Below are 1,469 nucleotides of genomic sequence, written 5' to 3'. Positions count from 1 at the left end.
CTTAGCCTTGGCTTATTGAGCCCAGGTCGAAACCTGGGCTATGACTGCCTCCGGTAGGGGCAGGTTTTAAACCTGCCCCTTGTATGTTAAGGAAGTAGTAAAATAGAGAATAGAAGTAGAAAAAGGGAAAGGCACTATGGATGAGGGAGGAGGCAGACCGGCTGCCCCTTGGGCCGCTGAGAGCCCGTATTGTAGCGCGGGTCGCCACCTCCACCACCTTCCAGTAACCCGGACAGTTACTTGGGCCACAAAAGCCCCCATTATGCAAGGCCGGGTAGTGGGAGGAGAACAGAGAAGGGGTGAGGTCCATGAGGGAAAAGGGATATTTTGTAGGCATAGATGTTTCCAAGGCTTTTTTGGATGTGGCAGTGGCTTTAGAGGGGAAGAGTTGGAGGGTTTCCAACGACCAAGCAGGCATAGCACATCTGGTGGAGAGGTTGAAGGCCATGAGCCCTGAGGTGGTGGTTTTGGAGGCCAGCGGTGGGTATGAGATGCTGGTGGTAGGGGCCATGGGTGTGGCTAATCTTCCCGTGGCGAGGGTAAATCCTCGCCATGTGAGGGATTTTGCCAAGGCCTCAGGCAGGCTGGCCAAGACCGACAAGATTGACGCTTTTGTGCTGGCCAGCTTTGGTGAGGTCATGAGGCCCGAGGTTCGCCCCCTCAAGGATGAACAGAGCCAGGAGCTCCAAGCCCTGCTTACCAGGAGAAGCCAGTTAGTAGAGATGCTCATCTCCGAGAAAAACCGGCTGGGAACATGTCTTGAGAAGCGGGTGAGAAAAGACATTATGAAGCATATAAGCTGGCTTAAGAAGCGCATAGAGGAGGTGGAGAAAGACCTCGAAAGTCGCATCAAAGCAAGTCCCATCTGGAGGGAGAAAGAGGCCATCATGAGGAGTGTGCCAGGGGTAGGCCCCATCCTCTCCCTAACCCTTTTGGCCGAGCTGCCTGAGCTTGGCACCTTAAGCCATAAGAAGATATCTTCCCTGGTGGGCCTTGCCCCCTTCAACTGCGACAGCGGAAAATTCAAAGGCAAAAGACGCATCTGGGGTGGGAGGGCAAAAGTGCGCACGGCTTTATTTATGGCCACCATGGCCGCCACACGCTTCAACCCCATCATCAGGAGCTTTTACCAAAGACTTCTCCTTGCAGGCAAACCTTTTAAAGTAGCTATCACCGCTTGCATGCATAAACTTTTGATCATCCTCAACGCCATGATGCACCATCGCTCCCTGTGGCTCTCTCGTAACTCAACATGAAACACAGTTGCTACAATTTTACAATGCTTAGGCCATGAGATTGCTTCGCACCCTCTGGGTGCTCGCAATGACAAGGTCGTAGCCAAGGTTTCGCCTCGGCTTATTGAGCCCAGGTTAAAACCTGGGTTACGACTACCTCCGGTAGCTGATTTTCTCAAAAATGTCCAAAAGCCAGCACAAAAGCATCTTGCTTTTTAGAGAGCTTTATGGTAT

Annotated in this window: 1 protein-coding gene; it reads left to right on the top strand. The window is 52.3% G+C overall.

The window, feature by feature from the left end:
- The first annotated feature begins 308 nt into the window (after positions 1 to 308).
- Positions 309 to 1,256, top strand: a complete 948-nt coding sequence (locus tag HYS22_09355) for an IS110 family transposase (GenBank protein MBI1910358.1) — start codon at positions 309 to 311, stop codon at positions 1,254 to 1,256.
- Positions 1,257 to 1,469 lie beyond the last annotated feature (213 nt).

The sequence above is a fragment of the Deltaproteobacteria bacterium genome (assembly GCA_016177765.1).
Taxonomy (GTDB): Bacteria; UBA10199; UBA10199; order JACPAL01; family JACOUP01; genus JACOUP01.
Note: the sequence above shows the minus strand (reverse complement) of the source record. Positions and strands in the feature narration are given on the sequence as shown.